The sequence below is a fragment of the Paractinoplanes hotanensis genome (assembly GCF_023717965.1).
Lineage (GTDB): Bacteria > Actinomycetota > Actinomycetes > Mycobacteriales > Micromonosporaceae > Actinoplanes > Actinoplanes polyasparticus.
Window position 1 is genome coordinate 15,879 of sequence record NZ_JAMQOL010000057.1, and the last position, 24,687, is coordinate 40,565.

Annotated in this window: 25 protein-coding genes; 14 read left to right on the top strand and 11 right to left on the bottom strand. The window is 70.9% G+C overall.

Annotated features, from left to right (window positions below):
* Window positions 1-221 precede the first annotated feature (221 nt).
* On the top strand, window positions 222-1,247 hold the full coding sequence (gene ligD, locus LXN57_RS37440; RefSeq protein WP_251802958.1) for a non-homologous end-joining DNA ligase: 1,026 nt from the start codon (window positions 222-224) through the stop codon (window positions 1,245-1,247).
* A gap of 55 nt (window positions 1,248-1,302) precedes the next feature.
* On the opposite strand, the gene LXN57_RS37445 is transcribed toward ligD, so the two are convergent.
* Window positions 1,303-1,764 carry a GNAT family N-acetyltransferase gene (locus LXN57_RS37445; protein WP_251802959.1) on the bottom strand — a complete coding sequence of 154 codons (462 nt, stop codon included), beginning with the start codon at window positions 1,762-1,764 and terminating at the stop codon, window positions 1,303-1,305.
* Between the two features lie 68 nt (window positions 1,765-1,832).
* Here LXN57_RS37445 and LXN57_RS37450 point away from each other — a divergent pair, with 68 nt between their 5' ends.
* Window positions 1,833-2,291 carry a potassium channel family protein gene (locus tag LXN57_RS37450; protein ID WP_251802960.1) on the top strand — a complete coding sequence of 153 codons (459 nt, stop codon included), beginning with the start codon at window positions 1,833-1,835 and terminating at the stop codon, window positions 2,289-2,291.
* Here LXN57_RS37450 and LXN57_RS37455 read toward each other — a convergent pair.
* Together LXN57_RS37455 and LXN57_RS37460 are read right to left on the bottom strand one after the other, a co-directional pair.
* Entirely contained in the window at window positions 2,242-3,804 is a 1,563-nt protein-coding gene (locus LXN57_RS37455) for an alpha/beta hydrolase (protein WP_251802961.1), read from the bottom strand. The genes LXN57_RS37450 and LXN57_RS37455 overlap by 50 nt on opposite strands.
* Before the next feature lie 66 nt (window positions 3,805-3,870).
* Window positions 3,871-4,938: an ATP-dependent DNA ligase gene (locus LXN57_RS37460; protein WP_251802962.1), complete on the bottom strand. Its 1,068-nt coding sequence runs from the start codon at window positions 4,936-4,938 to the stop codon at window positions 3,871-3,873.
* Between the two features lie 108 nt (window positions 4,939-5,046).
* Between LXN57_RS37460 and abmR the strand changes: the two genes are divergently transcribed.
* The 3 genes from abmR to LXN57_RS37475 are packed head-to-tail and all read left to right on the top strand — an operon-like array spanning window position 5,047 to window position 6,699.
* Entirely contained in the window at window positions 5,047-5,598 is a 552-nt protein-coding gene (gene abmR / locus LXN57_RS37465; RefSeq protein ID WP_251802963.1) for an ATP-binding transcription factor AbmR, read from the top strand.
* A 13-nt stretch (window positions 5,599-5,611) separates the two neighbouring features.
* A complete protein-coding gene (locus LXN57_RS37470) occupies window positions 5,612-6,334 on the top strand; it encodes a HipA family kinase (RefSeq protein ID WP_251802964.1) in 723 nt (240 codons plus the stop codon).
* Window positions 6,322-6,699, top strand: a complete 378-nt coding sequence (locus LXN57_RS37475) for a DUF3037 domain-containing protein (protein ID WP_308206684.1) — start codon at window positions 6,322-6,324, stop codon at window positions 6,697-6,699. Before LXN57_RS37470 ends, LXN57_RS37475 begins: the two co-directional genes overlap by 13 nt.
* On the opposite strand, the gene LXN57_RS37480 is transcribed toward LXN57_RS37475, so the two are convergent.
* From LXN57_RS37480 to LXN57_RS37505, 6 genes are all read right to left on the bottom strand, one after another.
* Window positions 6,692-7,660 (bottom strand): glycosyltransferase family 2 protein, encoded by a 969-nt coding sequence (locus tag LXN57_RS37480; protein ID WP_251802965.1) that lies wholly within the window; start codon window positions 7,658-7,660, stop codon window positions 6,692-6,694. The two genes, LXN57_RS37475 and LXN57_RS37480, sit on opposite strands and share 8 nt — an antisense overlap.
* A gap of 91 nt (window positions 7,661-7,751) precedes the next feature.
* Entirely contained in the window at window positions 7,752-8,231 is a 480-nt protein-coding gene (locus tag LXN57_RS37485; RefSeq protein WP_251802966.1) for a dihydrofolate reductase, read from the bottom strand.
* A complete protein-coding gene (locus LXN57_RS37490) occupies window positions 8,228-9,028 on the bottom strand; it encodes a thymidylate synthase (RefSeq protein WP_251802967.1) in 801 nt (266 codons plus the stop codon). Before LXN57_RS37490 ends, LXN57_RS37485 begins: the two co-directional genes overlap by 4 nt.
* Window positions 9,029-9,172: 144 nt before the next feature.
* Window positions 9,173-9,430 carry a hypothetical protein gene (locus tag LXN57_RS37495; RefSeq protein WP_251802968.1) on the bottom strand — a complete coding sequence of 86 codons (258 nt, stop codon included), beginning with the start codon at window positions 9,428-9,430 and terminating at the stop codon, window positions 9,173-9,175.
* 29 nt (window positions 9,431-9,459) lie between these two features.
* The gene (gene wrbA, locus LXN57_RS37500; RefSeq protein ID WP_221378784.1) at window positions 9,460-10,068 is read right to left on the bottom strand and encodes an NAD(P)H:quinone oxidoreductase; all 609 of its coding nucleotides are present in this window, start codon (window positions 10,066-10,068) and stop codon (window positions 9,460-9,462) included.
* 67 nt (window positions 10,069-10,135) lie between these two features.
* Entirely contained in the window at window positions 10,136-10,411 is a 276-nt protein-coding gene (locus LXN57_RS37505; RefSeq protein ID WP_251802969.1) for an isoamylase early set domain-containing protein, read from the bottom strand.
* A gap of 81 nt (window positions 10,412-10,492) precedes the next feature.
* On the opposite strand from LXN57_RS37505, the gene LXN57_RS37510 reads away from it, so the two are divergent.
* Window positions 10,493-10,969, top strand: coding sequence for a GNAT family N-acetyltransferase (locus LXN57_RS37510; protein WP_251802970.1), 477 nt, complete (start codon window positions 10,493-10,495; stop codon window positions 10,967-10,969).
* A 58-nt stretch (window positions 10,970-11,027) separates the two neighbouring features.
* Here the strand turns inward: LXN57_RS37510 and LXN57_RS37515 are convergent, their stop codons facing one another.
* Window positions 11,028-12,332 (bottom strand): ribonuclease D, encoded by a 1,305-nt coding sequence (locus tag LXN57_RS37515; RefSeq protein ID WP_251802971.1) that lies wholly within the window; start codon window positions 12,330-12,332, stop codon window positions 11,028-11,030.
* Between the two features lie 142 nt (window positions 12,333-12,474).
* On the opposite strand from LXN57_RS37515, the gene LXN57_RS37520 reads away from it, so the two are divergent.
* Window positions 12,475-13,644: a S1C family serine protease gene (locus LXN57_RS37520; RefSeq protein ID WP_251802972.1), complete on the top strand. Its 1,170-nt coding sequence runs from the start codon at window positions 12,475-12,477 to the stop codon at window positions 13,642-13,644.
* Window positions 13,645-13,708: 64 nt separating this feature from the next.
* Here the strand turns inward: LXN57_RS37520 and LXN57_RS37525 are convergent, their stop codons facing one another.
* The gene (locus LXN57_RS37525) at window positions 13,709-14,278 is read right to left on the bottom strand and encodes a DUF3000 domain-containing protein (RefSeq protein ID WP_251802973.1); all 570 of its coding nucleotides are present in this window, start codon (window positions 14,276-14,278) and stop codon (window positions 13,709-13,711) included.
* Window positions 14,279-14,350: 72 nt separating this feature from the next.
* Here LXN57_RS37525 and hemE point away from each other — a divergent pair, with 72 nt between their 5' ends.
* From hemE to LXN57_RS37560, 7 genes are all read left to right on the top strand, one after another.
* Window positions 14,351-15,391: a uroporphyrinogen decarboxylase gene (gene hemE, locus LXN57_RS37530; RefSeq protein WP_251802974.1), complete on the top strand. Its 1,041-nt coding sequence runs from the start codon at window positions 14,351-14,353 to the stop codon at window positions 15,389-15,391.
* 66 nt (window positions 15,392-15,457) lie between these two features.
* Window positions 15,458-16,903 carry a protoporphyrinogen oxidase gene (hemG, locus tag LXN57_RS37535; RefSeq protein WP_438872963.1) on the top strand — a complete coding sequence of 482 codons (1,446 nt, stop codon included), beginning with the start codon at window positions 15,458-15,460 and terminating at the stop codon, window positions 16,901-16,903.
* Window positions 16,904-16,963: 60 nt separating this feature from the next.
* Window positions 16,964-17,710 (top strand): hydrogen peroxide-dependent heme synthase, encoded by a 747-nt coding sequence (gene hemQ, locus LXN57_RS37540; protein ID WP_251802976.1) that lies wholly within the window; start codon window positions 16,964-16,966, stop codon window positions 17,708-17,710.
* Window positions 17,711-18,291: 581 nt separating this feature from the next.
* Window positions 18,292-19,488 carry a thiolase family protein gene (locus tag LXN57_RS37545; protein WP_251802977.1) on the top strand — a complete coding sequence of 399 codons (1,197 nt, stop codon included), beginning with the start codon at window positions 18,292-18,294 and terminating at the stop codon, window positions 19,486-19,488.
* On the top strand, window positions 19,485-21,539 hold the full coding sequence (locus LXN57_RS37550; protein WP_251802978.1) for a 3-hydroxyacyl-CoA dehydrogenase NAD-binding domain-containing protein: 2,055 nt from the start codon (window positions 19,485-19,487) through the stop codon (window positions 21,537-21,539). The genes LXN57_RS37545 and LXN57_RS37550 overlap by 4 nt, the downstream gene beginning before the upstream one ends.
* Window positions 21,540-21,690: 151 nt before the next feature.
* Window positions 21,691-22,671: a hypothetical protein gene (locus LXN57_RS48070; RefSeq protein ID WP_285904715.1), complete on the top strand. Its 981-nt coding sequence runs from the start codon at window positions 21,691-21,693 to the stop codon at window positions 22,669-22,671.
* Window positions 22,672-22,825: 154 nt separating this feature from the next.
* Window positions 22,826-23,746 carry a DUF2637 domain-containing protein gene (locus LXN57_RS37560; protein ID WP_251802979.1) on the top strand — a complete coding sequence of 307 codons (921 nt, stop codon included), beginning with the start codon at window positions 22,826-22,828 and terminating at the stop codon, window positions 23,744-23,746.
* Window positions 23,747-24,687: the final 941 nt, after the last annotated feature.

A 24,687-nucleotide genomic window follows, 5' to 3' on the forward strand; every position in this document is an offset into this window, starting at 1 on the left:
GGGGTGAGCGCCTTGGGCGCGCCAGCGCCCTGCTCGCCGCGCCGCGGCCCTCGACGTGAGTGACGGTCTGTACCCACCACCCCGCTACGACAGCCCGCTCTTGATCTAAAAAAGCTCGCCCTCGACGTGAGTGACGGTCCGTACCCACCACCCCGCTCTTGATCTAGAAGAGCCCCCGACGTGACCGACGGTTGCCTTGAAGTTGGCCTATGGTCAATCGCATGCCCAAAGCCGCCGCGGAAATCCACTCGATTGCCGGCCACGAGGTACGCCTGACCAGTCCCGACAAGGTCATGTTCCCGCAGCGGAACTACACCAAGCGGGATGTTTTCGACTACTACCTCGCCGTCGGCGACGGGATCATGCGCGCGCTCCGCAACCGCCCGACGACGCTGCAACGCTTCCCCGACGGCATCGAGGGCGAGGCGTTCTTCCAGAAGCGGATCCCCCAGCGCGGCGTGCCCGAGTGGATCCAGACGGCCCAGATCAAGTTCCCCAGCATGCGTACGGCCGTCGAGCTGTGCCCGGCCGACCTGGCTCACGTGGCCTGGGCGGCCCAGATGGGCACCGTCGTCTTCCACCCGTGGCCGGTCCGCGGCGACGCCCCCGACAACCCCGACGAGCTGCGCATCGACCTCGACCCCCAGCCCGGCAACTCGTTCGCCGACGTGGTGGCTACGGCCGGCGTGCTGCACGAGGTGCTCGACGACCTGGGCTGGGCCGGCTTCCCGAAGACCTCCGGGGGCCGCGGCGTGCACGTCTACGTCCGCATCGCGCCCAACTGGTCGTTCGTCGACGTCCGCCGGGCCGCGATCGCCCTGGCCCGCGAGGCCGAACGCCGCCGCCCCGACCTGATCACCACCGCCTGGTGGAAGGAGGAGCGCGGCGAACGGGTGTTCCTCGACTTCAACCAGATGGCCCGCGACCGCACGATCACCTGCGCCTACTCGCTGCGAGCCAACGCCCGGGCCACCGCCTCGGCCCCCGTGACCTGGGCCGAGCTGCCCGACGTGGAACCGGACGACTTCGACCTGCGCACGCTCCCGAAGCGCTTCGCCGAGATCGGTGACCCGCACGCCACCATCGACGACGTGGCCCACGACCTGACTCCCCTGCTCGAGTGGGTCGAGCGCGACGAGAAGAACGGCCAGGGCGACATGCCCTATCCCCCCGACCATCCCAAGATGCCGGGCGAGCCCCCACGCGTGCAGCCCAGCCGAAAGAACGCCGCCAACTGGGAGGCGTAGGTTCTGTTTCGTGGTTGGACCGCGCCGCAGCCCTGCCTCAACTACGTAACAGAACCTAAAGCACCAGCTTCATGCCCTCGTGGGAGGCGACGAAGCCGAGGCGCTCGTAGAAGCGATGGGCGTCGTCGCGGCGCTTGTCGGTCGTGAGCTGGGCGATGCGGCAGCCCCGTTCGCGGGCTCGGTTCAGGGCGTACGCCATGAAGTCGCTGCCCAGGCCGGAGCCCCGCCGATCGACCCGGACGCGGACGGCCTCGATGGTCATCCGCCGGGCGCCGAGGCGGCTCAACCCCGGCGTGAACGTCAGCTGGCAGGTGGCGACGACCTCGCCGCCGTCGTCCGCGACGACCAGCTCGTTGTTGGGGTCGGCGTCGATCTCTTCGAAGGCGGCCCAGATCGCCGCGTCGACGTCCTCGGCCACCGGCGCATCGCCGAATCCGCGCTCACGACTGATGTCGTCGTCGGCCAGCAACTGAAGTACGGCGGGCACATCCGAGCGGGTGGCAGTGCGAAACTCCATCATGGCAGTCTCACATTTCTGTCCGAGGAGCCCTACGCGGGGTGCTCTCGCTCGGGCACCATGTCGCCATGAAGGTGCTGCTCAAACCGTTCCTGCCGGTCTACCGCGGGATCGTGTGGCTGGCCAACTCGCCGGGCACGCTGATCCTGGCGTACGCGATGCTGATCGTCGTCTGCGGCGTGCTCTATCACTTCTTCGAGAAGGAGGAGTCGATCGGCGACGCGATCTGGTGGGCCATCGTCACCGCGTCGACCGTCGGTTACGGCGACATCTCACCCGAGACGGGGCAGGGCCGTGTGCTGGCCGGGCTGCTGATCTCGATCATGGTGCTGGTGGTGATTCCGCTGATCACGGCGCACTTCGCCAGCAAGCTGATCGTCGACTCGGACGCCTTTCACCACGAGGAGCAGGAAGAGCTGAAGGCCAACCTGCGCCGCGTACGGGCGTTGCTCGAAGCCCTGGCCGAGCGCGAGGGCATCACTTTGCCGGACAGCGCAGCCCCTCCTGCGGCACCTTCAGATCGATGAGGTAGCCGTCGACCGCCTTCACGATGCACGGCGTGCTCGGGTAGGCCGTGTGACCCTCGCCCTCCCACGTCAGCACCTGCCCGACGCCCAGCATCGAGGCCAGGTCGGCCGTGTTCTCGTACGGCGTGGCCGGGTCACCCGTCGTGCCGACCACCACGATCGGCGGGGCGCCGGTGGCCGCGCCGGCCGGGTAGGGATCGCGCTTGCCCGGCCAGACCGCGCAGGACAGCATGCCGGTGGCCAGCGCCGCCCCGAACATCGGGTATTTCTGCCGCCACTCGCCCTGGAGCCGGCGCACCTCGTCGATGGTGGGCGCGTCGTCGGTGTCGGCGCAGTTGACCGCCATGTTGGCGTCGAACAGGTTGCTGTAGGTGCCGTCGGGCTTGCGCTCGGCGTACTGGTCGGCCAGCGTGAACACGCCCTTGGCGTTGCCCTGTTTCAGCTCGGCGATCGCGTCGGCCAGCTTGGCCCAGCCCGACTCGGTGTAGAGCGACGAGATCACCGCGTAGAAGACCCAGCCCGAGGTGGCCTTGCGACCGTCGGCGCCCGCGACCGGCTTGGTGGTCGCGGTGGCCAGCGCCTCGGTCACCGCCTTGCGCGCGCCGGCTGCGATCGGGCACTTGTCGGGGGTGGCCTTGCACCAGTTGGTGAAGTTGGTGAACGCCCGCTCGAAGCCCTTGGCCTGGGTCTCGGAGCCCTCGACGAAGTTCTGCTTGGGGTCGACCGCGCCGTCGAGCACCATCGCGCGGATGTTCTTCGGGAAGAGCTGGGCGTAGGTGGCGCCGAGCAGCGTGCCGTAGGAGTAGCCCAGGTAGCTCAGCTTCTCGTCGCCGACGGCCTGGCGCAGCGAATCCATGTCGCGGGCGGCCTGCTCGGTGGAGAAGAACGGCAGCTGGTCGCCGTACTTGGCGCCGCACTCGCTCGCGATCCGCTTGTTCAGCGTGACCAGCTTGTCGAACTCGGCCAGGCTCCGCGGGTCGGGCGGAGCGCCGAAGCTCGCGTCCTGGTCGGCCGGGGAGATGCACTTGACCGGGTCGGAGCGGCCGACACCGCGCGGATCGAACCCGATGATGTCGAACCTGTTGGTGATCTCGGTGGGCAGGCCGCCGAACGCCTCGCCGAAGGACAGGATGGCCGCCAGCTCGACACCGGAGCCGCCCGGGCCGCCCGGGTTGAGCAGCAGCGAGCCGATGCGGCCGGACTGCTTCGACGACCGGATGCGGATCATCGCGATCGAGTAGGTCTCGCCGTTGTTCTGGTCGTTCCAGTCGCGCGGCACGCTGACCTTGGCGCAGTCGTAGGTCATGCCGGGGGCGGTCTGGCCGACCAGGTCTTTCGGCACGTCGGGGCACGGCTGCCAGTCGGCCGTGCCGTTCGTGGCGGGAGCGCCCGAGGAGGTGACCGGACCGGCCTCGCTGGACCCGTTCGGCGCGAAGGTGGGCACAGTGCACCCGGCGGCGACGGTCAGGACCGCGGCCAGGACGGCGATCACCGAGCGGGGACGACGCTGCACGTTGCTGACCTTTCGACGGCTGGGTTGCTGAGGGAAAGGCTAGCCGGTCGGTCTGACAAGACTCTGTCAGCGGCTCGTGAGCACCTCGGCCAGGTCGAACTGCACCGGACGTTCCAGCTGCTCGTAGGTGCAGCTGCGCGGGTCACGGTCGGGACGCCACCGTTCGAACTGGGCGGTGTGCCGGAACCGGACACCCTCCATGTAGTCGTAGCGCACCTCGACCACCCGCTCGGGTCGCAGCGGCGTGAAGGACAGGTCTTTGCCGTTGTTCCAGCGGCTGACCTCGTTCTTGCGCGGCGTCCGCTCGCCCTGCAGGTGGGACGCCCAGTCCCACGGGTGCCCCTCGAAGCCGGTGACCAGCGGCTGCAACTCCTGGAAGAGCTCTTCGCGTACGGCGATGGGGAACGCCCCGATGACGCCGACCGACGCCAGCACGCCCCGCTCGTCGTAGAGCCCGAGCAGCAGTGAGCCGATCCGGTTGTCGGCCGACTTGTGCACCCGGTAGCCGGCGACCACGCAGTCGGCCGTCCGCTTGTGCTTGATCTTGCTCATGACCCGCTTGTCCGGCTGGTACAGCAGGTCTCGCGGCTTGGCGATCAGCCCGTCGAGCCCGGCCCCCTCGAACTCGGCGAACCAGCGAGTGGCGGTCTCGAGGTCGTCGGTGGCCGGAGTGATGTACACCGGGGGCTTCGCGTCCTTCAGCACCTCGAGCAGGCGGGCCCGGCGCTCGCCGAACGGCGCCTCGGTCAGGTCTTCGTCGCCGATCGCGAGCAGGTCGAACGCCACGAAGCCGGCCGGGGTCTGCTCGCTGAGCAGCTTGACCCGGCTCGCCGCGGGGTGGATGCGCTGCTGAAGCGCCTCGAAGTCGAGCGTGTTGCGCGCGGTGTCGGCCACGATGACCTCGCCGTCGATCACCGCCCGGGGCGGGAAGTTGGCCCGCACGGCCTCGACGACCTCGGGGAAGTAGCGGGTCATCGGCTTCTCGTTGCGACTGCCGATCTCGACCTCGTCGCCGTCCTTGAAGATGATCGACCGGAATCCGTCCCACTTGGGCTCGTAGATCTGGCCGGGCGGGATCGCGGCGACGGGCTTGGCCAGCATCGGCTTGACCGGCGGGTTGATCGGCAGCTCCATGCCGCCAGTCTGCCGCGTTCTGTCTTCTCCGGGTGCCCCCAAGGATGATCGGTGTGGCGACACTTCTGGAAACGGTGTAATCATGTAATTAGCCTTAGGAGGTAAGCAATGCGATTCCGCACCGCACCACCCGGACGCGTCGAGCCACCGAACGCCGAGGACGCTCCGGCCTGGGTCACCGGCTCGATCCCGGACGGTTGGTTCACCGAGCGACCCGAGATCGTCATCGACCGCGACGAGATCATCATCTGGGGCCGCGTGGCCGCGCCCGAGCTCGGCGCCGACGCCACCGACGCCGACCGGGCCGCCGCCCACGCCGGCCGCATCAACCAGTTCCGCGAGGACACCCGCGAGGCCCGCATGCGTGTGGCGCGGCAGATCGAGCACCGCTACCAGCGCAAGGTGGCGTGGGGCGTCCGCTGCGGCGACACCAACGAACTGTTCACCCATCTCGCCGCCCCGGTCATGACGCGCCTGCGCCAGCCCGAGCGGCAGATCCTCGACACGCTGGTCGACGCGGGCGTGGCCCGGTCCCGGTCCGAGGCGCTGGCCTGGTGCGTCAAGCTGGTCGGCCAGCACACCGACCAGTGGCTGGCCGACCTGCGCCAGGCCATGACCAAGGTCGACGAACTCCGGAAGCAGGGGCCGGACGCCACCTAGCTAGTGTTACGGGGTGCTACGTCAGGTCACTGCGATCCGGTACGTCACCCCGTTGCGTGAGGGCGGTTCGCTGCCCGGCGTGGTCGAGGCCGACGACCTCGGCACGTACGTGGTGAAATTCCGCGGCGCCGGGCAGGGCCCCCGCGCGCTGGTGGCCGAGGTGATCTCCGGCGAGCTGGCCCGCCGCCTCGGGCTGCCGGTGCCCGAGCTCACCGTCGTCCACCTCGACCCGATCGTCGCCCGGGCCGAGCCCGACGAGGAGGTCCAAGAGCTGATCAAGGCGAGCGCCGGCACCAACCTGGGCATGGACTTCCTGCCCGGCGCGCTCGGCTACGACCCGCTGGTGCACCCGGTCGAGGGCGGCCTGGCCTCCCGGGTGGTCGCCTTCGATGCCTTCGTCGAGAACGTCGACCGCAGCTGGCGAAACCCGAACCTGCTGATCTGGCACGGCGACCTGTGGCTGATCGACCACGGCGCGACGCTCTACTTCCATCACAACTGGCCGCGGGCCTCCGCTGTCGTGCACCGTCCGTACAAGTGGGACGACCACGTTCTGAAGCCGTACGCGACCGAGCTCGCCACCGAGGGCCCGGCCCTCGCCGCCCGCCTGACCCCTGAGCTGCTGGCCGAGGTGATCGCCCTCGTGCCCGAGGAGTGGCTGGAGGAGGGCGACCGCGAGGCGTACCTGCAGCATCTCTCCGCCCGCGCCGAGCAGCCGGAGGCGTGGCTGCCGTGAGAGTCCCCTACGAGTACGCGATCATCCAGGCCGTGCCCCGGATCGAGCGGGGCGAGCTGATCAACGTCGGCGTCGTCCTCTACAGCCAGCGTCTCGACTTCCTGGCCGCCCGCACCGACCTGCGCGACGACCGCCTGCTGGCCGTCGACCCCGGGGCCGACGTCGCCGCCATCCGCGCCGCGTTGTCCTCGTGGGACGCCACCTGCACGGGCGCCGGGGCCGCGGCCGGCATCAGCCAGGGTGAGCGCTTCCGCTGGCTGGTCGCCCCGCGCAGCACCATTCTGCGGGCCGGCCCGGTCCACATGGGCCTGGCCGCCGACCCGTCCGAAGAACTCGACCGCCTGGTGAAGCTGCTGGTCAGCTAGGCGTCCGGACGGCCGGAACGCTGGTTTCGGCCGGCGCCGGAGAGGCCGTGTCGTGGGCGATCAGGTACGGCGGCCGCTGCTGTGAAGCCATGTAGATGCGGCCCACGTACTCCCCCAGCAGGCCGAGGCAGATCAGCTGGATGCCGCCGAGCAGCAGCACGGCGATGTAGAGCGACGTCCACCCCGGCACCACCCCGCCGCTTCCCCAGGCGACCAGCGCCGTCACGATCAGGGCCACGCAGAGCAGGAAGCTGAACAGCCCGAGCCAGGTCGCGAGGCGCAGCGGAGCCGCGGAGAACCCGGTCACGCTGTCGAACGTCAGCCGGACCATGCGGGACAGCGGATATTTCGTACGCCCGGCGACCCTTTCCTGCCGGGCATACCTCACCTCACCGCTCGAGAAGCCCAGCGACGGCACCACGAGGCGATAGACGGGCCGCGGTTCCTGCAGCGAGTTCAGCACGGTCACGACAGCCCGGCTCATCAGGCGGAAGTCCCCCGCCTGGTCGCTGAGCGACGACCCGACGAGCCGCCGCATCGTCCAGTAGTAGAGGCCGGCCGAGTTCCGCTTGAACGCGGAGTCGGTGCTGCGGTCGCTGCGCACCCCGTAGACCACGTCGACCTGGTCGCGCCGGGCCAGCGCCAGCATCTCGCCGATCACCTCGGGCGGGTCCTGCAGGTCGGCGTCGATGCTGACCACGTACTCGCCCCGGACCGCCTGGAACCCGGCCCGCAGCGCCGTCTGGTGGCCCACGTTGCGGCGCAGCGACACGACCCGCAGCTGGGGCCAGTCGGCTCGCAGTTGCAGCAGCCGGGAGACCGTGGCGTCGGTGCTGCCGTCGTCGACCGCCACCACTTCGTACTCGGCGCCGAGCCCGTCCAGAGCGGGCCGCAACCGGGCCACGAACTGGTCGACCGCTTCGCGCTCGTTGTACATCGGTGTGACCACCGAAAGCAGCATGCCGACCTCTTCCTGAGCAGCAGCCCTGACCGTCGAGCCCCGATCTACACCTCGATCATGAATGCATTTCGGCTCCGGCGTCGGGGGCTGCTCAAAGAACGGGAACCAACTCCTCGACCAGGTATCGCAGCCCGCCTTCGGAAGTCTGCCAGCCCGACGACGACGTGACGACCCACCGCTCGTCCAGCGCCGGCGCCCGGGTGTCACCCTCGACGTCCAGGTCGATCCGGGTCCGCAGGATGTGTTCGGCCACCGGCAGGAAGGCGTGATAGATCGCCTCGCCGCCGATCACCCACACCTCGCCGCTCAGGTCGACCTCGGCGACGGAACGGGCCACCTCGGCCCCCGGCGCCGACCAGGCCGGGTCGCGGGTGAGCACCACGTTGCGGCGGCCCGGCAGCGGGCGGAAGCGCGCCGGCAGCGAATCCCAGGTGACCCGGCCCATGACGACGGTGGCGCCGCTCGTACGCTGCCGGAACATCTTCTGATCCGCCGGCAGCCGCCACGGGATCTCGCCCTTGGCGCCGACCACGCGGTCGTGGGCCTCGGCCCAGATCAGGTGGACCGTCATACGGCGACGGGGGCGCGCAGCGCCGGGTGGTGCTGGTAGCCGACCACGGTGAAGTCTTCGTACTTGTAGTCGAAGAGCGACGCCGCCGGCGCGATCTCGAGCCGCGGGAACTCGTACGCCGCGCGGGACAGCTGCTCGTTCACCTGCTCGACGTGGTTGTTGTAGATGTGGCAGTCGCCACCGACCCAGATGAAGTCGCCCGGGAGCAGGCCGGCCTGGTCGGCCACCATGCGGGTGAGCAGCGCGTAGCTGGCGATGTTGAACGGCACGCCCAGGAACAGGTCGGCGCTGCGCTGGTAGAGCTGGCACGAGAGCCGGCCGTCGGCCACATAGAACTGGAACATCGCGTGGCACGGCGCGAGCGCCATCTCGGGCAGGTCGGAGACGTTCCAGGCCGAGACGATCATGCGGCGTGAATCGGGGTCGCGGCGCAGCGTCTCGAGGATCCCGCTGATCTGGTCGACGTGGCCGCCGTCGGGCGTGGGCCACGAACGCCACTGCACGCCGTAGACCGGGCCGAGCTCGCCGGTCGGTGAGGCCCACTCGTCCCAGATCGTGACGCCCTGGTCGCGCAGCCAGCCGACGTTGCTCTCGCCGCGCAGGAACCAGAGCAGTTCGACGGCGAGGGACTTGAAGTGCACCCGCTTCGTCGTGATCAGCGGGAAGCCGGCCGACAGGTCGTACCGCAGCCGCTCGCCGAACAGGCTGACCGTGCCGGTGCCGGTGCGGTCGCTCTTGGGGGTGCCGGTGTTCAGGACCCGGCGCAGCAGGTCCTCGTATTGGGTGTCGACGGCCATGGCCAAGAACCTACCGCCGCGCGGCCCGGCCCCGCACAACGGCGGGCCGGGACGCACAGCGTTGCCCGGTATGCGGCCGGCAACCGGGCTCCGCCGCCGCCACCCCCAGGTGGCGGGGTGGCGACGACCGACCGGCACAGCCTGTCAGCTCGCCCAGGACTCCGACATCTGGGGGATCTGCTGATTGAGGGCCTGCAGATCAGCCTGCTGCCCGTTCGGGGCGGCGCCGGCGCCGTGGCCGGCGACGAAACCCAGTTCGACGCCGATCTGCTGCCAGCGCTCGTAGAGCACCTGATCCTGCAGCAGGGCCCGGACGTCGTGGTGCGACGAGCGCAGTTCCTCGAGCGCCGCCTCATAACGCGCGACCCGCGTATGCAGGTCCAAAGTCTCGTACGTGGTCATGCAGCCAGATTAGCGAAAGATGAGTAGTTTTATTCGCTTTTCAGCTTCGCTGCGATGCGGATGATCCGCTGGGCCAAATGGTCCAGAGCGGCCAGCTCGGCGTCTCCGAGCGGATTGTCGTTGTTGCCTCCGGTCACGTGGGAGACGCCGTACGGGTTGCCGTCCACGAACTTCAACGCGTCGGTGTAGCCGGGGGGAACGAGAATGCCGCCGAAGTGGTAGATCGTGTTGTAGAGGGCGAGCAGCGTCGACTCCTGGCCGCCGTGCTGCGTCTGGGTCGCGGTGAAGCCCGCGTACGCCTTGTCGGCCAGCTGGCCCTGCATCCACTGCGGGCCGAGCGTGTCCAGGAACTGCTTGAGCTGGCTGGCCACATTGCCGTAGCGGGTGGGCGAGCCGAACAGCACGGCGTCGGCCCAGACCACGTCGTCGGCGGTCGCCTTGGGTTCGTCCTTGGTCCGGTCGAAGTGCTGGCTCCAGGCCGCGTTGGAGGCGATCGCCTCCGGCGGGGCGAGCTCGGCCACCTGACGCAGCCGCACGTCAGCCCCGGCCTTCTGCGCGGTCTCGGTCAGGCGCTCGGCCATCTTGTGCAACGTCCCGGTGGACGAGTAATAGATGATCGACAGTTTCACGTCGGCCACGATGGGCCCCTCTCTGGAGATCTCCTGCCCAGTCAAGCAAGGTCCCCAGGAGGGTCGCGTCGAAACGCTAAACCCGGAGCTCGCAGCCGTGAGGGCCGACACCGTCCGCGCTCTCGTCGTCGAACCAGACGCCGTCGGTGCCCAGGTAGCGGAACCGGTAGTGGCCCGGCGGAACGGTGATGCTGATGGTGCGGGTGCCATCGCGGCGCGGCTTGAGCTCGTGCCGGCCCGGCTCCCAGTCGTTGAACGTGCCGACCACGCTGACCGGGCCGGACGGCTGACTGACGGGCAGGCAGAAGGTCACGCGCGTCTTGTTGCCGAAGAGTCGGCTCTTCTTGATCATCACGACCTCCACAGCTCGGACTTCCATCTCTACAACGGCTGCCCGCGATACGGGTGACGCCGCGCCGCATACTCTTTCGGCATGCAACCGGACCCTCATGACGAACTGCGCTCGGCGACGTTTCGGGATCTCGACACGACCACGCTCTACGGCCTTCTGAAGCTGCGGTCGGACGTCTTCGTCGTCGAGCAGGAATGCGTCTACGCCGATCTCGACGGTCGCGACGACGAGCCCGGCACCCGGCACCTGTGGTTCACCCGCGACGGCGAGATGCGGGCCTACGTACGCGTTCTGGACGACGGCGACGCGCAGCGCATCGGCCGCGTGGTCACCGCGAAGTCGGCCCGGGGCGCCGGGCTGGCCGGCCGCCTGATCGAGGAGGCGCTGACCGTCATCGGCAACCGCACGAGCGTCCTGGACGCCCAGTCGTACCTCGTGCAGTTCTACTCCCGCTACGGCTTCGAACCGACCGGCCCGGAATTCATCGAGGACGGCATCCCGCACACCCCGATGCGCCGCTTGCCCCGTCAGCCGGCGCCGGCGAGCCCGACCTGCTGATCGCGATCGGTTCGGGAGCGGCGGGCCGGCGCGTTCGACGCCGGCCCGGCATGCCGTGTCAGGCGGGTGGCGGGGCCGGTAGGGCCTCGGTCAGTTGGTTGGCCAGCAGGCCTATCTGCCAGTTGCGGGCGCCGAAGCCGCGCAGGGTGTCGCCCACCGTCTGGGCGGTGACCTCGTCGGGCGGGGACCAGGCCAGGCGGCGGACGAAATCGGGGCTGATCAGGTTCTCCGGGGGCAGGTTGTTGGCCTCGGCGGTGGCCACGACCACGGCACGGCAGCGGGTCAGGCGGGCGGCGGCCACCGGGTCGCGTTCAGCCCAGCGGTGCGGCGGGGGCGGGCCCTCGACCGGCTGGTTGATCGGCAGCGCGTCGTCGGGCAGGGCCCGGGCCTCGTCGAGAGCGTCCAGCCACACGCGGGCCAGCCGGCGCACCGAGCGGCCGCCGAACCCGGCGATGGCCAGCAGGCTGCGCTCGTCCTTCGGGTCGGCCTCGGCGGCGGCGACGATGGCGGCGTCGGGCAGCACCCGGCCCGGGGCGGAATCGCGGCGGGCGGCCACGCCGTCGCGGGCGTACCAGAGCGCCCGGACGCGGGACTGCGCTCTCGCACCGCGTACGCGGTGTATTCCGGAAGTTCGCCGCCAGGGGTCGGGGCGTGTCTTGGGCGGGCGGTCGGCGCTCGCCACCAGGGCCGCGAACTCTTCGGCAGCCCAGGCGCTCTTGCCCTGGCGGTCGAGCTCGGCCGCCAGGTGGTCGCGCAGCTCGGTGAGCATCTCGACGTCGAGCGCGGCGTAGGTGAGCCACGACTCGGGCAACGGGCGGGTCGACCAGTCGGCCGCGGAGTGGTGCTTCTCGAGCGAGTAGCCGAGCAGCTGCTCGGTGAGGGCGGCCAGGCCGACCCGCTCGAACCCGGCCAGGCGCGCGGCCAGCTCGGTGTCGAACAGGCGTCGGGGCCTCAGGCCCAGCTCGGCGAGGCAGGCCAGATCCTGGCTGGCGGCGTGCAGCACCCATTCGCTCTCGGCCAGGGCGGCGTCGAGGGTGCGCAGGTCGTCCAGGGGAAGCGGGTCGATCAGCGCGGTGCCGGCGCCGGCGCGGCGCAGCTGCACGAGGTAGGCACGCTGGGTGTAGCGGTAGCCGGAGGCTCGTTCGGCGTCGACCGCGACCGGTCCGGAACCGGCGGCCATGCGGGCCACGACGTCGGCGAGCTCCTCGGCGGATTCCACCGGGCGTGGGGTGCCCTCACGGGGCGCGGTGAGCGGGACAGGTTCGGGACCGCCAGCCGTCGGGTCGGGCGAGTCGGCGTGCGGTCGTCCGTCCCTTTCGGGCTCCGGCGTGTCCCGACGGCGCAGGGGTGCTTCGTCGGTCACTCCGATACCGTACGGGGACACCTCCCCGGCTGCTTGCAGCCGGGTCCCGGCGCGCCGTTTCTCGATCGACATCCGACTGATCCGAGCGGCGGTTTTCTCCGTACTACTCCGCGCAGCGCCGATACCCGGGAGGCCGCGCCGGATGACCATGACCTACGAGCCGTTCACACCCGCCGGCTCCGACGAGCAGCGCCGATACGACGGTCGGCGCCGCGCGGAGCAGCCGCCGGAGGCCCCGGAACGGGGTCAGTGGGGTGAACCGGCGCGGGATCAGCGCTGGTCCGAGCCGGTTCCGGCCGACCCGTGGGCCGAGTCGGCAGCCCAGCCGGGCTGGAGCGAGCCGGCACCGCAGCAGGCGTGGGAACCGGCCCCGCAACAACGAGCACCCCAGCAACGAGCACCCCAGCCCGAGCCGCGCGTGCAGCAGTGGGGCGGCGACCAGCACTGGGAACCGGCCGCGCCGCTTCCCCGGCAGCGGCACACCGGCGAGCAGCCGGCCTGGCACACCGGCCTGACCCCGGCCGTCCAGGCTCCGGCGTACGAACCCGAACCTGCCCCGCCGCGGGCCGGCGGCGCCACCCGGCTCAAGCCGGCCATCATCGGCGTGGTGACCCTGCTTCTGCTGGTGGCGGGCTGGCAGGCGTACCGGATCGAGGGAATGAGCCGCCACAACCAGGACCTGGCGGCTGTGCTCTCGGCCGAGCAGGGCCGCACCGACCAGCTCGAGAAAAAGCTCGCCGGCGTCTTCGACCCCGAGGCGGTCTCGTCCGGCGTGCTGCCCAGCGTCTTCCGGGTCCGGGCGGGCGGCTTCACCGGCACCGCGTTCTCGGTGGGCAAGAAGGCCACCGGCAACCAGGCCAACCTGATCACGAACTACCACGTCGTCGCCGAGACCTGGACCGACGGCGGCCGCAAGGTGTCGCTGGAGCGCGGGAGCACCCGGATCAGCGCCACCATCGTCAAGGTCGACAAGGGCAAGGACCTGGCACTGCTGCGGGCCAACCAGAAGATCGCCGGCCTCAGCACCTCGACCAATCAGGTCAAGCCGGGCCAGCAGGTCGTGGTCGTGGGCGCCCCGCTCGGCCTGGACGACTCGGTCACCACCGGCGTGATCAGCGCCTACCGCCCGAACGACGCCGACGGCCCGACCGTCCAGTTCGACGCCCCGATCAACCCCGGCAACTCGGGCGGCCCCGTGGTCAACGCGAACGAGCAGGTCGTCGGCGTGGCCACGGCCAAGGCGAAGGACGCGGAGGGCATCGGCCTGGCCATCCCGATCAAGACAGCCTGCGACACCCTTCAGGTGTGCTAGGGCAACCAAGCTCGGATTTCGCCCGGCGATGACTTGGGCGCCGAGCGAGCAGCGAGGCCATGTGTCAGCCCACGCGCTGGGTGCGGTCGCCCAGGGCGGCCACGCCCGGCGGCGGCAGCCCGGCCGTCGAGGCGAGCATCGCGCACCAGCCCTGCAGGTGGGCGCCGAAGTCGTCGCCGGTGGGAGTCCATGACGCCCGCACCTCGAGGTCGGCCGTCGGTGCGGGGCCGGCCAGCTCGCCGAAGCGGGTGGAGGTCGTCTGCGTGATCGTGCCGCCGATGGCCGTGTAGGCCGCGGCGTGCTGCTCGAGCGCGTCGGTCAGCCACGTCCAGGCCACCGCCGACAGCATCGGGTCGCCCGCCAGATCGTCCTCGAGCTCGGCCGTGACCAGCGTGACCAGCCGGATGTTGCCCTGCCAGGCCTCGTGCCCGGCCGGGTCGTGCAGCAGGATCAGCCGGCCGCCGGCCACCTCGTCGCCCGCGCGCAGCACGGTGGCGCTGATCGCGAACGCGTAGGGCGCGAGCTTCTGCGGGGCGGCGATCTCTTCGAGCAAAATCTCGGGCCGTGGCGCCGCGGCCCGCAGAGCGTCGACCGCGCGGGCGAACGCCGGAGGAACAGCGGAGGGGGACGCCATGGGGGAAGACTATGCCGCCGCACGTGTCCGTAGCCGATCGGCGCGCCGAGCGTGTCGTGGCACGATGTCGCAGTGACTTCCGTTGTGACTGATTCGCCTTTTGTCCGGGCCTGCCGCGGCCTCGACGTGCCGCACACCCCGGTCTGGTTCATGCGGCAGGCGGGCCGGTCGCTGCCCGAGTACCGCAAGATCCGCGAGGGCATCGGGATGCTCGACTCGTGCCGGCGACCCGACCTGGTCACCGAGATCACGCTGCAGCCGGTGCGGCGCCACAACGTCGACGCGGCCATCCTGTTCAGCGACATCGTGGTGCCGATCGCCGCGGCCGGCATCGATCTCGACATCGTGGCCGGCACCGGCCCGGTGGTGGCTTCACCGATTCGGACGGCGGATGACCTTCGTCGTCTCCAGCCGATCACCTCGGACGACGTCGGCTTCGTGACCGAGGCGGTACGCCTGCTGGTCGGCGAGCTGGGCGCGACCCCGCTGATCGGGTTCGCCGGGGCGCCGTTCACGCTGGCCAGCTATCTCATCGAGGGCGGTCCGTCGCGCACCTACCTCAAGACCAAGGCCATGATGTACGCGGCTCCGGAGCTCTGGAACGCGCTGCTCTCCCGTCTGGCCGACATCACGCTGGCCTTCCTGCGGACGCAGATCGACGCCGGGGTCAGCGCCGTCCAGCTGTTCGACTCGTGGGCAGGCGCCCTGAGCGAGGCCGACTACCGCGAGCACGTGCTGCCACACTCCGCTCGGGTGCTGCAGGGGCTCGCCGACGCCGGCGTGCCGCGCATCCACTTCGGAGTCGGCACGGCCGTCCTGCTGCGGGCGATGGGTGAGGCCGGCGCCGATGTCGTGGGCGTCGACTGGCGTACGCCGCTCGACCAGGCCACCGGGATCGTCGGCCCGGACCGGTCGTTGCAGGGCAACCTGGACCCGGCGATCCTCTTCGCCGGCTGGGACGTGGTGCGCCGCGAGGCCGACCGGGTGCTCGCGCAGGGCCGGGCCGCCCCGGGCCACGTCTTCAACCTGGGCCACGGCGTCATGCCCGAGACCGACCCGGATGTGCTGACCCGGCTGGTGGCGCACGTGCACGAGGCGTCCGGTAGGGCCTGAAGACCCCCCGGGCGCAACTCACACTCGTCGACCCCGGACGGCTTCCGGCCGAGGGAACCTGGGAGGCTGGTTGTCGTGCGGAAGCGGGTTGCGGTCATCGGCGGCGGCATCGCCGGGCTGGCGGCCGCCCTGCGGCTGCGCGACCTGAACCCGCCCGACACCGAGATCATCGTGTACGAGCAGAGCGGGGCCCTCGGCGGCAAGCTGCGCACCGGTGAGCTGGCCGGCGTCACCGTCGAGCGCGGCGCCGAATCCTTCCTGATGACCGGCAGCGACGGCACCGAGTCGGCCGCCGTGGCTCTGGTCCGGCGGCTGGGCCTCGAGGGCGCCCTCGTGCATCCGCGCCGGGTGCCCGCCGCGCTGGCCCTCGGCGGCCGGCTGGTTCCGATGCCGGCCGGCACGCTGGTCGGTGTTCCCGGCGACGTCAGCGCGCTCGGCGAGGTCGCCCACGCGGCGCCCGGCCACGACGCCGACAACGGCCGCCCGCTGCTCGCCGCCGGGCAGGATGTCGCGGTCGGCGCGCTGGTCCGCGAGCGCTACGGCGACGAGGTCGTCGACCGGCTGGTCGACCCGATGCTCGGCGGCGTCTACGCCGGGCGCGCCGACCGGCTCTCGCTCGATGTCGCGATGCCGCAGCTGGCGCGCACGGCCCGGGTCGAGCACACGTTGAGCGCCGCCGTCCGGGCCGCGCAGGCCGCGAGCGGGCGGGTGCCCGGGCAGCCGGTGTTCGGCGCGCTCGAGGGCGGGCTGAGCCGGCTCGCCGGCGCGACGGCCACGGCCAGCGGCGCCCGCATCAGCCTGGGCCTGCCCGTCCGCGAGCTGGCCCGCACGGCGCACGGCTGGCGCCTGCTGCTGGGCCCGGTCTCCACCCCGCCCGGGTTCTCCGCGCCGTCCGCAGGCCCGGACGCCGGCGGCAGCAGAGGGCCGCAGACCGACGACGTCGACGCCGTGGTGCTGGCCGTCCAGGCCCGGCCGAGCGCCCGGCTGCTGGCTCCGGTGGCGGCGGCCGCGTCCGAGGCGGTCGGCGGGCTCGGCTACGCGAGCGTCGCGCTGGTCGCCCTCGCGTTGCCGCCGGGCACACCGCTGCCCGAGCTGAGCGGATTCCTGGTGCCGCCGAGCGAGGGCACGCTGGTCAAGGCGGCCACGTTCGTCACCCGCAAGTGGGACCGGCCCGCGGGCGGCCCGGTGATCGTGCGGCTGTCGCTGGGCCGGGCGGGCGAAGAGGAACGTCTGCAGTTCGACGACGCGGTGCTGATCGAGCGGGCGCGGCGCGAGCTGGGGGAACTGATCGGCGGGGAGCTGCCGCCACCGGCCGCTTCGTGGGTGCAACGCTGGGGCGGCGGGCTGCCGCAGTACGCGCCGGGTCATCTCGACCGGCTGGCCGGCGCCCGGGCGGCGCTGCCTCCGGGTGTGGCGCTGGCCGGTGCGGCGTTCGACGGGGTAGGCATCCCGGCCTGCGTCGCGAGCGGCGAGCGGGCGGCCGAAGACGTGAGCAAGACGATGTCCGCATGACCGGCCGCGCCGCAGTGTGCGGCGGCCCCGGCGGGCAGGCCAACGGAGGGTGAGCGAGGCATGAGCGAGCAGACGAACGCGGCCCGGATCAACGAGCTGAACGCGACGATCCGCTACACGATGTGGTCGGTGTTCCGGGCCCAGGCGCCGCTGCCGGCGCTGCGGGACGAGCTGGCGGGCGAGGTCGACAGCCTCTTCGAGCAGCTGACCGGCCGTCCAACCGCACCGCCCGCCACCCAAGATCGGACTGAAGGCTGCCATCAGGTGACCATCCGGGGCACCTACGACGTGTCCGGGCTGCGCGCCGACGCCGACGTGATGATCTGGTGGCACTCGGCCTCGCCGGACGCGCTGCAGGAGGCGTACTCGCTGTTCCGCCGTACAGCGCTGGGAAGGCACCTGGCCCCGGTCTGGTCGCAGATGGCCCTGCACCGCCCGGCGGAATTCAACAAGAGCCACCTGCCGGCGTTCCTGGCGGGCGAGGAGGCGCGGCCGTACATCTGCGTCTACCCGTTCGTGCGCTCCTACGAGTGGTACCTGCTGCCCGACGAGGAGCGGCGCCACATGCTGGCCGAGCACGGCCGGATGGCCCGCGGCTACCCCGACGTGCGGGCCAACACGGTCGCGTCGTTCGCGCTCGGCGACTACGAGTGGATGCTGGCCTTCGAGGCCGACGAGCTGTACCGCATCGTCGACCTCATGCGTGACCTGCGCGCCTCGACCGCCCGCCGGCACGTGCGCGAGGAGGTCCCGTTCTACACGGGCCGGCGCCGCTCGATGAGCGAGCTCGTGGCCGCCCTGCCCTGAAGCGGCCGCCCAGCCCTGAAGCGGCCGCCCAGCCCTGAATCCGGTGCCGCTTCAGCACCGGCAGCGCCCCGGCCCGGCCGTCCCACGCGCGGCCGGGACAGAACGCCCGGCTCAACCGCCGGCGCTCCAGTGGGGTCGTCCGCGGCCGTCGTCATTGCCGCAGCGCTCGCACTGCGAATAGCGGCTGCCCTCAGCGTTGAAGCGCCGCACCCATTTGTGCCAGCCGAGGCGGCATCTGAACGGCTTGCCCATAGCGTGAAGCTACGCTCACCCTGAGATCATCAGTCTCCTCCGAACGGGCGTCGCCATAAGCACCCTGAACAGCCCAAACGCGGCTTTTGGGGTTGGCCGCGACCACTCACGCACGTCGCCGTGGCGGGCTTCGCGTTCTGGACGCGCCAGCGGCCAGCGAAGCCCGCCGCGGCCCTCGACGTGAGTGACGGTCCGCACCACCCACCCCGCTACGACATGATCTTGATCTTGGGTGTGCCCGAAAACCGCTCTGTGAACTTTTCGAGAGCCGGTGGCATCCCCTAGTTACTGACGAGTAGCATTCCCATACCACCGCGCTAGGAGGTCCCGTGCCCCGTGAAGTACGTGAGGTCGTCTTCGTTGACGGCGTCCGCACCCCGTTCGGCAAGGCGGGCGGCATGTATGCCGAGACCCGCGCCGACGATCTGGTCATCCGCTGCATCCGCGAGCTGATGCGCCGCAATCCCCAGCTCCCGCCGGACCGGGTCGACGAGGTCGCGATCGCGGCCACCACCCAGATCGGCGACCAGGGCCTGACCATCGGCCGCACCGCCGCGCTGCTGTCCGGCCTGCCCAAGACCGTCCCCGGCTACGCGATCGACCGCATGTGCGCGGGCGCGATGACCGCGGTGACCAACGTGGCCGGCGGCATCGCGATGGGCGCCTACGACGTGGCGATCGCCGGCGGCGTCGAGCACATGGGCCGCCACCCGATGGGTGAGGGCGTCGATCCCAACCCGCGCATCATCGCCGAGAAGCTGGTCGACCCGTCCGCGCTGGTCATGGGCTCGACGGCGGAGAACCTGCACGACCGGCTGCCGCAGATCACCAAGGAGCGGGCTGACCGCTACGGGCTCAACTCGCAGCTCAAGACGGCCAAGGCGTACGCCGACGGCAAGCTTCAGCCCGACCTGGTGCCGGTCGCGCTGCGCAGCGCCGAGCAGGGCTGGGGCCTGGCCACCGCCGACGAGGCTCCGCGCGAGACGTCGATGGAGAAGCTGGCCACGCTGAAGACCCCGTTCCGCCCGCACGGCCGGGTGACCGCGGGCAACGCGGCCGGCCTGAACGACGGCGCCACCGCGGCCCTGCTGGCCGGTGAGGACACGGCTCGCGAGCTGGGCCTGCCGGTCGCCATGCGGATGGTCTCGTTCGGCTTCGTCGGCGTCGAGCCCGAGATCATGGGGTACGGCCCGATTCCGTCGACCGAGAAGGCGCTGAAGAAGGCCGGCCTGACGATCGACGACATCGGCCTGTTCGAGCTGAACGAGGCGTTCGCGATCCAGGTGCTGGCTTTCCTCGACCACTACGGCATCGCCGACGACGACCCGCGGGTCAACCCGTGGGGCGGCGCGATCGCCATCGGCCACCCGCTCGCCTCGTCCGGCGTCCGCCTGATGACGCAGCTGGCGCGGCACTTCGCCGAGCACCCGGAGGTCCGCTACGGCCTCACCGCCATGTGCGTCGGCATCGGCATGGGCGGCACCGTGATCTGGGAGAACCCGAACTGGGAAGGCGCGGAAAAGTGATCGAGCACCCCAACGAGGTCGTCACCAAGGCGCTCGTCCGCCTGGTCCAGGTGGGTGGCCGGAAGGCCGCGATCATCACGCTGGACAACGGCTTCGACCACAAGAAGCCCAACAGCTTCGGCCCGGGCAGCCTGCGGTCGCTGGACGAGGCGATCACCGCTGCCACCGAGGCCGGCCCGGCGTTCATCGCGATCACCGGCAAGCCGTACATCTTCTGCGTCGGCGCGGACATCACGGGCATCCCGTTCCTGACGTCGCGCGAGCAGGCCGTGGAGCTGGGCGAGTTGGGGCACCGTGTGTTCGCGCGGCTGAAGAACTCGAAGATTCCGACCTTCGCCTTCATCAACGGCGCCGCCCTGGGCGGCGGCCTCGAGGTGGCGCTGCACTGCCACTACCGGACGGTCTCCGGCGGCGCGGCGGCCCTCGGCCTGCCCGAGGTCGCGATCGGCCTGGTCCCCGGCTGGGGCGGCAGCCAGCTGCTGCCCAACCTGATCGGCGTCCCCGGCGCGGCCCAGGTCATCCTGCAGAACCCGCTCACCCAGAAGGTGCTGCGGCCGAAGCAGGCCGTCGAGCTCGGCGTGGCCGACCAGCTGTTCGAGCCGGCCGACTTCCTGGAGCGCTCGCTGGAATGGGCGGCCGCGGTCGTCGACGGCGAGCTGACCGTCCAGCGGCCCGAGGTCGACAAGGACATGTGGGAGGGCGTGCTCTTCTTCGCCAAGCAGCAGCTCGACGAGAAGCTGCACGGCGCCGTCCCGTCGGCCAACAAGGCCCTGGAACTGCTCGCGCTGGCCAAGGACTCCTCGTTCGAGGACGGCACGGCGGCCGAGACCCAGGTCCTGGCTGACCTGATCATGGGCGACGAGTCCCGCGCCAGCCTGTACGCGTTCGACCTGGTGCAACGCCGGGCCAAGCGCCCGGTCGGCGTGCCCGACAAGTCGCTCGCCCGCAAGGTCACCAAGGTCGGCATCATCGGCGCCGGCCTGATGGCGTCCCAGCTCGCGCTGCTCTTCGTGCGCCGCCTCCAGGTGCCGGTCGTGCTCACCGACCTCGACCAGACCCGCGTCGACAAGGGCGTCCAGTACGTCCACGACCAGATCGACAAGCTGGTCGGCAAGCGCCGGCTCGACGAGGGCACCGCGGCCAAGCTGCGCGGCCTGGTCAGCGGCTCGGTCGACAAGTCGGTCTTCGCGGATGCCGACTTCGTGATCGAGGCCGTCTTCGAGAACCTCGACCTGAAGAAGCAGATCTGGGCCGAGCTCGAGAAGATCGTCACGCCCGAGGCCGTCCTCGCGACGAACACCAGCTCGCTGTCGGTGACCGCGATGGCCGACGGCCTGGAGCACCCCGAGCGGGTCGTCGGCTTCCACTTCTTCAACCCGGTCGCCGTCCTGCCCCTCCTCGAGATCATCAAGGGCGAGCAGACGGACGACGCCACGCTGGCCACGGCGTTCGCGGTCGGCAAGGAGCTCAAGAAGTCGTCGGTGCTGGTCAAGGACGCCCCGGCGTTCGTGGTCAACCGCCTGCTGACCAGGGTCACCAGCGAGATCTTCCAGGCCATCGACGCGGGCACCCCGCTCGAGATCGTCAACGAGGCCATGGACCCGCTGGGCCTGCCGATGCGCCCGATCGCCCTGCTGCAGCTGGTCGGCCCGGCCGTCGCCTACCACGTGGGCGAGACGCTGCACCGGGCGTTCCCCGACCGGTTCGCCGAGTCGGCCAACCTCAAGAAGATCGTCGACGCCGGCCTGCCGGTGATGGTCGACGACGAGATCAACCCCGAGGTGGCCAAGCTGGTGGCGGGCGGTTCCGCGCCGCTGTCGGCCGATGAGGTACGAGCCCAGGCGCTCGACGCCCTGGCGCAGGAGATCCGCATCATGCTGGACGAGGGTGTGGTCGCCGAGGCGCAGGACATCGACCTGTGCATGATCCTCGGCGCCGGCTACCCGTTCCACCTGGGTGGCGTCACGCCGTACCTGGACCGCAGCGGCACCTCCGAGCGGGTGACCGGCCGGCGGTTCCTGCCGCAGGGGGTGGCGAGCCTGCCCGCCTGAACTTCCGTCCGATAGCCGACGCCCCGCGCCTTCCCGGCCCGGGGCGTCGGCCGTTTTGCCCACATGGTCCGTCCTACCACCGCGAACGGGGGACGTAGTCGATTGCTCACTACCGATAGGCTCGCGCGGTACCCGATTCCTGGAGCTCTTGATGTCGCAGCCCCCGTATCCCGGCCAGCCTTATCCCGGTGAGCCCTCCTCCGGCCAGCCGAACCAGGGTCAACCGCCTTACCAGCCCTATCCGGGGCAGTCGCCGCAGGAGCCGCCGGCCTACCCGCCGACCACGGCCTACCCGTCCTCGGGCCAGCCCGACTACGGCCAGCCGACGCCGCCTCCGCAGTACGGCCAGCCCCAGCCGCAGTACGGGCAGCCGCAGTACGGCCAGGGCGACTACAACCAGCAGCCGCAGTACGGCGCTCAACCCGGCTTCGGCCAGCAGCCCGGCGGCTACGGCACGCCCCCGCCGCCGCCGAAGAAGTCCAAGGTCCTGCCGATCGTCCTGATCTCGGTGGCGATCGTGCTGGTGCTCTGCATCGGCGGCGTGGCGGCCCTCTACATGGTCGGCAAGAACGCGGCCGACGACGTGACCGACGCCGTCAACAACCTGCCCACCAGCACCTCGACGGCCTCGCCGACCGATGAGCCGACGACGGCGCCGCCCACCCGGGCCGCCGCCAACGTGACGATCACCGAGCCGGCCACCCTGGGCGGCCGCAAGAAGCTCACGTCGGCTCAGTTCGCGGCGATCGCCGAGCAGCTCAAGGGCGGCCTCGAGACGGTGCCGGGCGCGACCAACACGGTCGGCGCCCTCTACGGCGACGTCGGCGACCAGGACATCGTGATCGTGGCCGCAGCCGAGGCCCCCATCAAGAACCCGAAGGCCGAGCTCGAGCAGACCTTCTACGGCGCCGGCATCGGCGGCCTGAAGATCGACAACATCACCACCGCCCCCACCGGCAAACTCGGCGGCGCCGCGAAGTGCGGCAGCTCCGAGACCTCGGGCGTCGACATGGCCATCTGCACCTGGGCCGACGAGGGCAGCGTCGGCATGGTCATCTGGTACTTCAAGTCGGTGAGCAAGGCTAAGGCCGAGTTCCCCCAGCTCCGGGCCGAGATCGAAAAGAAGAGCTGACGAGTCAAGCCGACACGCCGCTCGACACGATCACATAGTCGCATCGCCTCCGGAACGGACCGGTCACGGTTCCCGCCCCGGGGGCGATTCGTCATATCCAGCCGTCAGGATGAGCCGCGGCGCGAGCCGAGCCCCGACTGGCGAGGAGAGTCCGGTGATCCTGCAACAGCTACGACGTGTTCGCTGGGCCGTACGGGCCACGCTGTTGCTGGGCGTGGCTGCCTCGGTCGTGGCCAACGTCCTGCACGCCCGCGACAATCCGATCAGCCAGGCCATCGCCGCGTGGCCCCCACTGGCCTTGCTGCTGACCGTAGAGCTGATCTCCCGCGTCCCGGTACACCGCCGCTACCTGGCCGCGACGCGCCTGATCGCCACAGCCATCATCGCGGGCATCGCCGCCTGGGTCTCCTACTGGCACATGGTCGGCGTAGCGGCCCGCTACGGCGAAACCGGCGCGTCCCCCTACCTGCTACCTCTCTCGGTGGACGGCCTGATCGTCGTGGCCAGCATCTGCCTGGTCGAACTGGCCGGCCGCATCTCGACCCTGGAACGCGCGAAGCACGAGCCAACTCCGGCTCCCACCCCCGTTCCCGTTCCCGGCCCCGCCCCCGTTCCCGTTCCCGTTCCCGCTGCTGCCTTTCCTGCCGCGGCGGCGCCCGAACCGGTCCCCGGCCTGATCCCCAGCCCGCTCAGCGCAGCCCACGCCCGCGTGAACGGCCCGTCAACGCGAGGCTCAGGCCCACTCAGCCCCACCACGGCAGCCGCACTGGCCGAGGTAGCGGCCGCTCTCCCCCGCCCCACACCCAACACAGCCCGCGCGGCGGTGAGCACCGGCCGAGCGGTCCCAGCCCAGCGATCGAGCACCACACCGAGCGGCCGCGCAGTAACCGGCCGCGCAACCTCGAACACGAACGAACACCCGACCGTCGCCAAGCCACGCCGCACCCCAGCCGAGACAGTCGCCCTGGCCGCGCAAATCAAGGCCGCCCGCCCCGACCTCTCCGAGGCCGAGCTGGCCGCCGAACTCGGCATCAGCCCGTCCCGCTGGCGCTCCATCCGCCGCGAGGCAGCGTAGGCACCCGAGCCGACAGCCGCGCGGCCCCCAAACACACGTCAAGGACGACGTAGACGACGGCGGGCAGCGCCGACCCACTGATCTCCGGCCGTGCTGACCGGGCCGAGCCCTCGGGAACAAGGCCAACGGCGGCCTCGACGCTGCGATCCGCCAGGCCCTCGGCCGAGCCCAGCCAGCACAGCCGAAGGCCAGCGACCAACGCAAAACCGGCCGATCCGGCAACCGCAGTTCGCCCGCCGGCGCAGCTCGTCCCGATGCAGCTGCCGGTTCCAACCCGCCGACGGTCAAGGTGGCCGAGCCGCACTCCAGCCGGACCGGGTGTCGGGCCGCGAGGCGGATGCTCGCCGATCGCGGAGGGACAACGGCCGGAGTGGTACGTCGCGAGTCGTCGGCTACCTGGCCGGGACGACCCAGCCGGCCAGCGCCATGCTGCGAGGTGAATGTTGCCCCCTGGTCGCGAAGCGAGGATGGTTCGGCTGATGCCCAGCCCAGGTGCCGTACACGTCGGCCTTGGATCTGCGGCGCGGTGCGTTCCTGGACCACGAGCTGCACATCCTCCAGCGGCACCCTCGGTCGGTGCAGCCAGCACGAGCGCCGTGCTACGGCCCGGTCGATCCGGTGCCCGACGGTCAACATCGCGCCCGAGATACTCGCTGCCATCGCATCGTGAGAACGGCCCGGCTGCCCGCCAAGCGGACGGCGGCGCGATAGGTGCGCATGTGATCCAGCGGTCATCCAGCATGCCGGTCGATGTGATTGAGCTGCCGTCGATTCGAAAGCGTTCGGTTTGCGACCCGCATCGCTTGACTGCGACGGCATGCCGGTCGCGCCGCGGAGCATGTAGCCGAAGGTGTCGTCCGTAATTGGCGGCTCCCGAGCAGGCCAGCCCTCGGAAGGGCCGCCGGAGTTACGGGCGATAGTTCTGAGCAGGGGCTTAGGGC

What these genes read in the sequence shown, in the direction of transcription:
- hemQ (WP_251802976.1), top strand. Translation starts at nt 16,964, where the DNA reads ATGAGCGAGCAGACGAACGCGGCCCGGATCAACGAGCTGAACGCGACG.
- LXN57_RS37520 (WP_251802972.1), top strand. Translation starts at nt 12,475, where the DNA reads ATGACCATGACCTACGAGCCGTTCACACCCGCCGGCTCCGACGAGCAG.
- LXN57_RS37510 (WP_251802970.1), top strand. Translation starts at nt 10,493, where the DNA reads ATGCAACCGGACCCTCATGACGAACTGCGCTCGGCGACGTTTCGGGAT.
- LXN57_RS37525 (WP_251802973.1), bottom strand. Translation starts at nt 14,278, where the DNA reads ATGGCGTCCCCCTCCGCTGTTCCTCCGGCGTTCGCCCGCGCGGTCGAC.
- LXN57_RS37445 (WP_251802959.1), bottom strand. Translation starts at nt 1,764, where the DNA reads ATGGAGTTTCGCACTGCCACCCGCTCGGATGTGCCCGCCGTACTTCAG.
- LXN57_RS37485 (WP_251802966.1), bottom strand. Translation starts at nt 8,231, where the DNA reads ATGACGGTCCACCTGATCTGGGCCGAGGCCCACGACCGCGTGGTCGGC.
- LXN57_RS37495 (WP_251802968.1), bottom strand. Translation starts at nt 9,430, where the DNA reads ATGACCACGTACGAGACTTTGGACCTGCATACGCGGGTCGCGCGTTAT.
- LXN57_RS37505 (WP_251802969.1), bottom strand. Translation starts at nt 10,411, where the DNA reads ATGATCAAGAAGAGCCGACTCTTCGGCAACAAGACGCGCGTGACCTTC.
- abmR (WP_251802963.1), top strand. Translation starts at nt 5,047, where the DNA reads ATGCGATTCCGCACCGCACCACCCGGACGCGTCGAGCCACCGAACGCC.
- ligD (WP_251802958.1), top strand. Translation starts at nt 222, where the DNA reads ATGCCCAAAGCCGCCGCGGAAATCCACTCGATTGCCGGCCACGAGGTA.
- LXN57_RS37480 (WP_251802965.1), bottom strand. Translation starts at nt 7,660, where the DNA reads ATGCTGCTTTCGGTGGTCACACCGATGTACAACGAGCGCGAAGCGGTC.
- LXN57_RS37490 (WP_251802967.1), bottom strand. Translation starts at nt 9,028, where the DNA reads ATGGCCGTCGACACCCAATACGAGGACCTGCTGCGCCGGGTCCTGAAC.
- LXN57_RS37460 (WP_251802962.1), bottom strand. Translation starts at nt 4,938, where the DNA reads ATGGAGCTGCCGATCAACCCGCCGGTCAAGCCGATGCTGGCCAAGCCC.
- LXN57_RS37450 (WP_251802960.1), top strand. Translation starts at nt 1,833, where the DNA reads ATGAAGGTGCTGCTCAAACCGTTCCTGCCGGTCTACCGCGGGATCGTG.
- LXN57_RS48070 (WP_285904715.1), top strand. Translation starts at nt 21,691, where the DNA reads ATGTCGCAGCCCCCGTATCCCGGCCAGCCTTATCCCGGTGAGCCCTCC.